Origin of the sequence: Actinomadura sp. NPDC049753, assembly GCF_040674655.1 — a bacterium.
Lineage (GTDB): Bacteria > Actinomycetota > Actinomycetes > Streptosporangiales > Streptosporangiaceae > Spirillospora > Spirillospora verrucosospora.
Genome location: NZ_JBFARL010000095.1, coordinates 20,934 through 30,305, shown reverse-complemented (window position 1 = coordinate 30,305; position 9,372 = coordinate 20,934). Strand labels below are relative to the sequence as shown.

7 protein-coding genes are annotated in these 9,372 nt (G+C 69.5%); 6 read left to right on the top strand and 1 reads right to left on the bottom strand.

Going from position 1 to position 9,372, the window contains the following annotated elements:
- Nucleotides 1-149: 149 nt before the first annotated feature.
- The 5 genes from rbsD (at nucleotide 150) to AB0K37_RS23635 (ending at nucleotide 5,051) form a co-directional block, all read left to right on the top strand.
- Entirely contained in the window at nucleotides 150-548 is a 399-nt protein-coding gene (rbsD, locus tag AB0K37_RS23655; RefSeq protein ID WP_363984512.1) for a D-ribose pyranase, read from the top strand.
- A 12-nt stretch (nucleotides 549-560) separates the two neighbouring features.
- Nucleotides 561-2,054 (top strand): sugar ABC transporter ATP-binding protein, encoded by a 1,494-nt coding sequence (locus AB0K37_RS23650; protein ID WP_363984510.1) that lies wholly within the window; start codon nucleotides 561-563, stop codon nucleotides 2,052-2,054.
- Complete coding sequence (locus tag AB0K37_RS23645; RefSeq protein ID WP_363984508.1) at nucleotides 2,051-3,100, top strand: ABC transporter permease; 1,050 nt, start codon at nucleotides 2,051-2,053, stop codon at nucleotides 3,098-3,100. Before AB0K37_RS23650 ends, AB0K37_RS23645 begins: the two co-directional genes overlap by 4 nt.
- Nucleotides 3,101-3,136: 36 nt before the next feature.
- A complete protein-coding gene (locus tag AB0K37_RS23640; protein ID WP_363984506.1) occupies nucleotides 3,137-4,147 on the top strand; it encodes a substrate-binding domain-containing protein in 1,011 nt (336 codons plus the stop codon).
- A gap of 526 nt (nucleotides 4,148-4,673) precedes the next feature.
- Entirely contained in the window at nucleotides 4,674-5,051 is a 378-nt protein-coding gene (locus AB0K37_RS23635; RefSeq protein WP_363984504.1) for a nuclear transport factor 2 family protein, read from the top strand.
- 120 nt (nucleotides 5,052-5,171) lie between these two features.
- Here the strand turns inward: AB0K37_RS23635 and AB0K37_RS23630 are convergent, their stop codons facing one another.
- Nucleotides 5,172-5,468, bottom strand: coding sequence for a hypothetical protein (locus AB0K37_RS23630; RefSeq protein WP_363984502.1), 297 nt, complete (start codon nucleotides 5,466-5,468; stop codon nucleotides 5,172-5,174).
- Nucleotides 5,469-6,167: 699 nt separating this feature from the next.
- Here AB0K37_RS23630 and AB0K37_RS23625 point away from each other — a divergent pair.
- Entirely contained in the window at nucleotides 6,168-8,483 is a 2,316-nt protein-coding gene (locus tag AB0K37_RS23625; RefSeq protein ID WP_363984500.1) for a hypothetical protein, read from the top strand.
- Nucleotides 8,484-9,372: the final 889 nt, after the last annotated feature.

Below are 9,372 nucleotides of genomic sequence, written 5' to 3'. Positions count from 1 at the left end.
GCGGCCGGCGACGCCATGGAACGTGCCATCCGGCGCGGCATGGCCGCCGGGGCGCTGGCGACGACCAGACCCGGCGCGAGCCCGTCCCTGCCCGGTCGGGACGAGGTGGACGCACTGATGTCCGGCAACACCCTGGAAGGAGCCGCCCGATGAGGCGCAACCACGGCACGCTCAACGGCCAGCTGGCCCGGGTCATCTCCGAACTCGGGCACACCGACAAGCTCGTCGTCACCGACGCCGGGCTGCCCATCCCGCCCGGGGTGGAGCGGGTGGACCTGGCGGTGCGGCAGAACCTTCCGCGCTTCCTCGACCTGCTGGACGCCGTCCTCACCGAGGTCGCCGTGGAGGGGGTGCTGATGTCGGAGGAGATCAAGCAGCGCAGCCCGGAGATGCTCGCCGAGATCGAGGCCCGGTTCACCGGTGTCGAGATTCGGTTCGTGCCGCACACCGACTTCAAGCGGTCCACCGGCGAGGCGCGGGCGGCGGTGCGGTCCGGGGAGTTCACCCCGTACGCGAACGTGCTGCTGACCGCGGGCGTCGTCTACTGACGGGAGATCGACATGCGGATGCAACTGGTCGACGTCCACAAGTCGTTCGGGGAGAACCACGTGCTGCGGGGCGTCAGCCTCGCGGTCGAGCCGGGCGAGGTCGTCGCGCTGTGCGGCGAGAACGGCGCCGGCAAGTCCACCCTGACGCGGGTGATCTCCGGTGCGCACCAGCCGGACGGTGGCACGGTCCTCGTCGACGGCCGCGCCACGGTCCTGAAGGACCCGCAGGCCGCGATGACGCTCGGCATCGAGGTCATCTACCAGGAGTTCCAGCAGAACCTGTTCCCGAACCTGTCCGTCGCCGAGAACATGCACGTCCTCGACCAGGAGGGCCGGTTCGGGCGGCTGCTGGTGTCGCGCCGCCGGATGGCGGAGGCCGCCGTGTCCGCCCTGAGGGATCTCGGCCTGGACATCGACGTGCGGCGGCCGGTCGGCGAACTCGGCGTCGCCGAGCGGCAGATGGTCGAGATCGCCAAGGCGATGACGCACAGGCCTCGGCTGCTGATCCTGGACGAGCCGACCGCGGCGCTGGACGAGCGGGAGTCGGAGCGGCTGTTCGAGCAGATCCGGCGGCTGCGCAAGGCCGGCGTCACGATCCTCTACATCAGCCACCGGCTGGACGAGGTGTTCGAGCTGTCCGACCGGATCGTCGTCCTGCGCGACGGCCGCGTCACCCTGGACGAGCCCACCGGGACGCTCTCCCCCGCCCAGGTCGTCACCGCCATGGTCGGCGAAACCGTGGCCGATTTCTACCCGAAGGAGCACAACACCACGGACCGGGTCGTCCTGCGGGTCCGGGGCGCGTCGGGCGGCGACGCGTTCCACGACGTCGACCTGGACGTCCGGGCGGGCGAGGTGCTCGGCATCGGCGGTGTCGTCGGCTGCGGCCGCGGCGAGCTGCTTCGCGCGCTGTTCGGCCTGCACCCGCTCACGTCCGGGACGGTGACCGTGGACGGCGAGCCGGTCCAGGCGCGCGGCCCGAGGCAGGCGATCTCCGGGCGCATCGCCTATGTCACCCCGGACCGGTCAGGTGAGGGCCTCGCCATGCAGCAGTCCGTCGAGGCGAACGTGTCGCTGCCGTCCCTCGGCCGCTTCACGAAGGCCGACGTCGTCCTGCGCGGCCGGGAGCGCGCGGAGACCGGGAAGGTGATGGCGGACCTGCGGGTCCGCGCGGCGTCGCCGTCCATCGCGGCCGGGTCGCTGTCGGGCGGCAACCAGCAGAAGGCGCTGTTCGCCAAGTGGGTGATGACCGGGCCCCGGGTGCTGCTGATGGACGAGCCGACGCGCGGCGTCGACGTCGGCGCCAAGACCGAGATCTACCGGATCATCAACGGCCTCACCGCGGACGGCGTCGCCGTCGTGCTGGTCAGCTCCGACCTGCCCGAGCTCGTCGCCATGTCCGACCGCGTCCTCGTGATGCGCGAGGGACGCACCGTCTCCGAGCTCACCGGCGACGACGTCAACGAACAGAACATCCTCGAGCACGCACTGGTAGGTGCCCCATGACCTCCACCGTCACGAGCCTCGCGTCCCCGTCGCGGCTCTCCTCGGCGGCCGCCGCCGCGCGCCGGCTGCGCGCGGTCTGGATGCTGCTGCTGGTCGGGATCATCCTGACCATCGCCTCACCGGTCTTCCTGACGCACAACAACCTGATGAACGTCGGGCTGGCCACGTCGGTCGCGGCGCTGCTCGCCGTCGGCCAGAGCTATGTGATCATCCTGGCGGAGATCGACCTGTCGGTCGGCGCGGCGCTCGGCTTCACCGCCGTCGTCACCGCGCAGACGCTCCGCGACCACGGTCTCGTCGCCGGGGTCGGCGCGGGCGTGGCGACCGGCGCTGCGATCGGGCTGGTGAACGGGCTGCTCGTCACCAAGACACGGATGCCGTCGTTCATCGCGACACTGGCCACCATGTCGGTGCTGTCGGGCCTCAGCCTGCAGCTCACCAAGGGCAATCCGGTCGCCGTCACCGACTACGACTTCCAGGGCATCGGGCAGAGCCGGATCGCCGGCGTGCCCGTCCCCGTCGTGATCATGCTGGTGGTATTCGCGGTGTTCGGGTACCTGCTCGCGCGGACCCGGTTCGGCCGGTACGTCTACGCCACCGGCGACAACACCGAGGCGGCCCGGCTGTCGGGCGTCCGCACCGACCGGGTGAAGATCCTCGCGTTCGTGATCAGCGGCGTGCTGGCGGCGCTCGCCGGCTTCATCCTCACCGCCCGGCTGTCCACCGCCGAGCCCACCGCCGGCACCGGCCTGGAACTGGAGGCCATCGCCGCCGTCATCATCGGCGGAACGAGCCTCGCCGGCGGCCGCGGCACCCTGCTCGGCACCCTCGTCGGCGCGCTCGTCCTCGGTGTCATCGACAACGGAATGAACCTGCTGGACGTCTCGCCGTTTCTGCAGAACGTCGTGAAGGGCCTGGTCATCCTGCTGGCCGTGTTCCTGGACCGCAACATCGACGTGCTGCGCTCCCTCATCCCGAAACGTGCGGGCAAGACCGCACAAGGCGGACCGTCTCATCGCAGCGGCACCGCCGCCAGGACTCCCTGACCGACTCCCACCCCAACCCCGCAAAAGGAGATTCCCATGCGCGTGGCCAGAACCACCCGCGCCGTGATCGCCGTGACGGCCGCAGCCGCGCTCGCCCTGACCGGGTGCAGCCGCGCCGGCGAGGACGCCGGCGCCTCCACCGGCAAGGCGTCCGGCAAGAAAGACGCGACGATCATCATGAGCACGCTCAACAACCCGTTCTTCGTCAGCGTCAAGAACGGCGCGCAGGCGCAGGCGGCCAAGCTCGGCATCAAGCTGAACGTGCAGAACGCCAACAACAGCGACGCCGCCGCGCTCAACCAGGCGACGACGGCCATCTCCAAGCAGACCGGCATCCTCATCATCGACCCGGTCAGCACCCAGTCGGCCACGTCGTCGGTGACGCAGGCGAACGGCGCGAACATCCCGGTGATGGCGTTCGACCGCAAGCCGTCCGGCGGCAAGCTCGCCACGTTCGTCGGCTACGACGCCGTCCAGGCCGGGCGCAACGCCGCCAAGTCGCTCGCCGAGGCCGTCGGCGAAAAGGGCAAGGTCGTGGAGATCCAGGGCCTGCTCGGCACGAACGTCGCGCAGGACCGCAGCAAGGGCTTCAACGAGGAGATCGCCAAGCACAAGGGCATCACGGTCGTCGCCAAGCAGGCCGCCGACTTCGACCGCGCCAAGGCGCTGAACGTGATGACGAACGTGCTGCAGGCCAACCCGGGCATCAACGGCGTGTACGCCGCGAACGACGAGATGGCCATGGGCGTCTTGTCGGCGCTGAAGGCCGGCAACCTGTCCAAGAAGGTGAAGCTCGTCGGCAACGACGGCATCTCCGACGCACTGGCCGCGGTCGCGGCGGGCGACATGTACTCGACGAACGCCGAGTCGCCGTTCGCGCTGGGCCAGAAGGTCATGACGCTCGCCGCCGACGTCCTCGCCGGCAAGAAGGTCGCGGCCGACGAGACGCTGCAGGGCAGGCTCGTCACGAAGGACGGCGCCAAGGAGTACGCCGACTACCTGGTCGGGCTCGGCGACGCCGCAGACGTCCCCCCATCTCTGAAGTAGGACCCGCGAAGGTCCCACCGGCCCCGTCCCGGGGCCGGTGGGATCGCCTTCCCTCGGGGCGACCGGAAGGCCGCTGCAGGAGCAGCAGCCGAACCTGCAAAACGTGATCCAGGGTCACGCGTCCGCCGCAACAGAGCAGTCCCCGGCTCGCGGCAGCAGCCGGCGAGTGCGACGTCATGGCTCTCGCCGAGGCCGACACCCTCCCGAAGCCGATCATGGTCGGTCCGCCCTGGCGAGCAACTCGCCCGGTTCACGCGGAACCAGGAAGACCGGCCCGGCCCGATCCAGCCCACGTCCTGGGCCACCGGCCCCATGATCGTCATCCGATCCGGGGCGCCGCCGACGACCAAGGGCGGGAGACCCGCGCTGCAGCGCCGTCGCGACGAGCCAACTCCCCGCCGCGAGTAGCGGGTTCGTCCGCCACCAGCCTCAGCGGCGCATCCAGCGCTGTGACCGGGATGGTCCACCGTGATCGGAAGGCGACTCGCGGGACGGGCGCACGCGCAACGGCTGGTATTACTGGGGCATGCAGGAAGAGACGGCACGCTCCGCGATCGACACGTTCATCGCCGCGTTCAACGCCTCGGCCGACAGCTATGTGACTGCCCTGCTCTCCCAGGCCCTGACCTCAGACGTGGTCTTCTGGGGGCCGTTGGGCCGTAGCGAAGGAATCGCGGCGGTCGAGCGGTTCGTGCTGGATCTCCGGCGCCACCCGGCGGGAACCGGCACGATGACGCGCTCCTCAGCGGTGGACATGCCTGACGAGTGGGCCCGGTACCAGTGGGTCTTCACCACGCCGAATGGAGGCCCCCGCCTGGTGGGAACGGATGTCGTCCATCTGCGGCGGAGCCTCATCGACCAGGTCATCGTCTTTGCGGGGGAGATCGAGCCGTCCGCCTCCTGAGTCGTCCTTCCGTCGCTGTCCTTCGTGAACTTGTCCCTCTAGGCACTCCGGGGCTGCGGTGCGCGGTCGGTCAGGCCGCGGCATTGAGGGGACGTGCCCCAGCGGATGACCTTCTCGCTGTCAGGCGGTGCAGCCGGCGGTGTCAAGTGCGGCGTTGAGCCGACCACGGATGAGCCGGTACTCGGCCGGTCCCAGGGCCCGGTTGGGGATGGTCGGCTCGATGGCCTTGGCCGGGTGCCCGGTGGTGGCCACTCGCACATCGGTGTGGAAGGTGGCGGGCCCCAGGACCAGCGGCCCGGGGTACCGGACGCGGATCTTGTAGTGCAGGATCGCGGCGCCGGGCTCTTTCAGGCAGGACCTGGCGCCCGAGTCCAAGCGCCGGTAGACGCCGCCGTTGACCGAGTACCACTGCGGCACCAGGTCATAGCGCTCGTCGACGCCGTCAGCGTCGCGGCGATCATGTGGCCGCCGTAGTAGCGGGGGGCGCCGGTCATGTGCCCGACTCCGGTTGGCAGCCGCTGCGGTCGGCGACCGAGGCGGTCAGGTTCTCGGCCTCAGCGGTCTCCGGGCGGCCCTGGGCGTCGGTGCGGGAGGTCGCGCCGTTGGCGTGACAGGTCGCCTGCGGTGCCAGGAGCCGATCGCACGTCACGTCGTCGACCGATCGGCGGCACCGCCTCGCCGCGCCTGGCCGGCTCGGTGGTTGGTGAGCGGGTGCCGCGCAGAGGGCGCCGCTGCAGAGGACTCTGCCGATGACGCCGAGGGTGCCGTAGGCGCGGCGGGAGCGGTGGCGGCGGGACGCCCGCGAGCGCCCGGTGCAGGTCGACGCCGATCACCCGCTTCCCCTAGCTAGGCGCTGACCGGACTTGGCGGGAATTCGAGCAGCGAGAGGCCATGGGCCGGACCAAGGCTCGTCCAAGCCTCCAGGCGGCGGCCTGTCAGGATTGGGGCAACCCCGGCGCACGCCCGCCGCCAGGTGCCGCGGGACGCCGGTTTTGTCGCGTCCTAACTGGCTACCTGGAGGCAGGGCAAATCCGCTGTAAACCGGAGCATTCACCCATGCGTCCTGCTTTCTGTATGTTGATCATTTGAGCTTCTGTCCCCTGATGAGGTGATGGCGTGAAAAGTCGTGCCAGCATTACCGTCTCGGTCACATTGACCCTGGTGGTGAACGCGTTGGCGGCCGTTTCCGGAGCGAGTCCGGCCGTCGCGGAAACGACCTCCACGAACCGTACGCCGCGACCGTACGAAGTGACCTCCACACGTTCGAAGGCGCCGTTCACGGTCGCTCCGCGTCGCATGGTCGTCCCGTTGACCTGGTCCAGAACCACGGTCAAGCCGGTCAGCCGGGCCATCACCTACCGCAACAACACACGCAATACCCTAAAAATCCGGTTGAGGGTAGCGCTGCGAGACCGTTCCGGACACGCGGCCCCTGCCGCGCTGGCGAAGTTGTCGGCGGGTTCCGTGACCGTGCGCGCCGGTCAAGAGGCCAGGACGAACCTGGAAGTGCGGGGCAACGGGGTCAAACCCGGCGCGTATCACGGCACCGTCCAGGTCACCTCCGCCGCCGGTCAGCCGTTGGGCTCCACGGCGGTATCGGTCGACCTCCGCGGCCCCGCCCCCGCCCCCGCTCCTCCGGTCGGGTCCGTCACCGCCTCCACCGACTCCGTCAACGCCGATCTGGCCTCGCCCGGCATCCCGGACCTGACACGGCGCCACACCCTCACCTACCGCAACACCGGGACCACAGCTGTCAGACTGCGGTTGTCCGCCGACCTGAAAGGTCCCGGCGGGGAACCGACCAAGGCTCCCGCCGGGCTCTTCGAGGTGCCTGACCATGTAACCGTTCCCGCCCGGGGAAGCGCGCAGGTGACACTGACCTTTCGGGGTGCCGGGATTCCCCAGGGCCGTTATCTCGGGGCGCTGGTGGCCACGGGAACCGACGGCGCAACAAAGGTGACCACCACGCTTGTGGCCGAGGTCGGCCAGCAGCAATACAACGTTGCGGTCAATCTGATCGACCGCAATGGCACCGCTCCAACGCGTCCGACCTGGGTTTACGCCTGGAGCATTTCGGACGGCGGCCGCTGGGAGCGCAAGGTCGAGAACGGCAGCGGCGTCTTCCAGCTGCCGCCCGGCACCTACGACGTCACCACCGCCGTCGCCACCGGCGCGGGCGAGACCCTGATCAACCACCGGATCACGGTCGATGACCGGGACCTCGACCTGAGGATGGACGCCCGGGAGGGCGAGCCGGTCGAGCTCAGTCCGCAGGGCATCGGCGTTCCCGGCATGGTCGAGGCCTGGTACGACACCCCGTGGTACCGGTTGACCGCCGAAGGCCCCGAAGGATCGGTCTTCGCCGTCTGGCACGGTCCCGACGAGGTCGAGGAGAACGTCGGCTTTCAGGTCACGGGGTGGGGCAAGCGTGACGCGACCGATGGGCCGGGCGCGGCCTACATCTTGAGCCGGTACTTCGCGGGCCGGATCCCGCCGGCCACGGTCTGGCACCCGAGCCCGGGCGAGCTGAGTGTCACCCGCAATCACTTCCGCTCGGTGAATCTCTCCCGGTCCGGCGGCCTCAACGTGACGGGCGGTCACGTCGACGAGATGCGAATGAACGTGACCTTCCCGCAGACGGTCACCACCTACATCCAGCCCGGACTGAGCTACAGCCGAGAGTTGGGCTACGGAATCGGCTACGGGAACTGGGCGCAGATCGCCGACTACCGGACCGCGGCACAACAGGGGGAACGCGACGACGTCTGGAACGGCGCGGTCCTCACCACGGGTGACTTCGGCGTGGGAGCGGAACCGCGGCGCAGCTCTGGCGGCCAGCTCTCGGTGACCGCCCCAGGAGGGTACGTCGACTCGTCCGGACGGACCGGTTCGATGGACCGCACGACCAACGAGCTCACCCTCGCCGCCGACGGCCAGACGATCGCCACCGGTACAGGGCAGCTGTATGCCGACCTTCCGCCCGAGTCCAAGCGTTACACCCTCACCTGGGACCGCACCGCCAACACCGAGATCGCCAAGTTCTCCACCGCGACCAGGACCGAGTGGTCGTTCGAGTCGCACCACATCGACTGGGAGGAGCAGACCCTTCCGCTGCACCTGCTGCGGCTCTCGATCGCCGGTCTGGACGACGCGAACGCCGCCGCGCCGGGCTCCGAGCTGCGGATCCCCGTGAAGGTGCAGCCGGTTCAAGACCTGCCGACGCCCGAGATCACTTCGATGTCGGTCGAGACGTCGGACGACGACGGCAACACCTGGCAGACGGCCTCGTCCGCCGAAGAGGACGGCACCTGGACCGCGACCGTGAGCAACCCGGACGCCCCCGGGTTCGTCTCCCTGCGGATCAAGGCGACCGATGCCGACGGCAACACCGTGACCCAGACGTTCATTCGCGCCTACGAGGTGATGTCCTGATGCGGTGATTCGCCATTTTCGCCGCGTTCGACTCTGACCGGGGTCTTTACCCCCACCGAACCGTCATCGGTGTCAGACGCAGAACTTGTCACATCGGGTAGCCGCTGAGGTTTTTCCTCGGTCGGCCCGCCCCGTGCCATTGCTGTGCTGACGTGGCGCGGCGAGTCGCACTGCGGGTGCCTCCGGCTTGTGATCAAGCGCTCGCCACCTCCTCATCGATCGCTCTCAGCCAGAAGCTTGGCGCCGCCTGCGAGCGCGCATCCCAAGCGGGCGTCCCGGCTCCGAGGTCGACGTGTCGGTCTCGGAGGTGAAGGCGGCGCGGGCCGGAGAGCAGATCTCGGCACGGAGGACGACCCGAAGCCGATTCGGCAAACGGTGACGGTGCAGCGGGCCCTCGTCAGCGCAGCGTGGGCGATGCCTTGCGGGTGCGGCGCCCCATCGGCGGTTCCGGTGCGAGCGTGGCGATGGCCAGGTTCTGCAGCACCAGTCGCCGCGCTTGGCGGGACGGGTAGGGCCCACCACTCGCTAGAGAACCGTCAGCCCCATTCCTGCCAGCACTCGCCGCCGGGACGAGCGGGACTCTGGGTTCCTCGCTGTCCGCGACCAACTCCGCCCACCGCCACGAGCCCCCCTCGTCGGCGACACCTGAGCAGATGCTCGCCGAACGCTTCGCGCGGCGAGATCGACGCCGAGGGGCCGAGACTCACACGAGCCGGGTGATCCGCTCGTTGCGCAGACCATCGCAGACCTCTGCTCCTGGGCTGGTAGTGGGTCTGGCCGCCGACGCTGGGGGTGCGGCATTCGACGAGCCAGTTCCAGAGCAGGAGCAACTCAACACGCGCGTCATGGATCACCACTGCCTTTCGGGCGGCGGAGTCGACATCTGCTG

Excerpts from the sequence above, each read along its gene's own strand:
- rbsD (WP_363984512.1), top strand. The coding sequence starts at position 150 with ATGAGGCGCAACCACGGCACGCTCAACGGCCAGCTGGCCCGGGTCATC.
- AB0K37_RS23650 (WP_363984510.1), top strand. The coding sequence starts at position 561 with ATGCGGATGCAACTGGTCGACGTCCACAAGTCGTTCGGGGAGAACCAC.
- AB0K37_RS23645 (WP_363984508.1), top strand. The coding sequence starts at position 2,051 with ATGACCTCCACCGTCACGAGCCTCGCGTCCCCGTCGCGGCTCTCCTCG.
- AB0K37_RS23640 (WP_363984506.1), top strand. The coding sequence starts at position 3,137 with ATGCGCGTGGCCAGAACCACCCGCGCCGTGATCGCCGTGACGGCCGCA.
- AB0K37_RS23635 (WP_363984504.1), top strand. The coding sequence starts at position 4,674 with ATGCAGGAAGAGACGGCACGCTCCGCGATCGACACGTTCATCGCCGCG.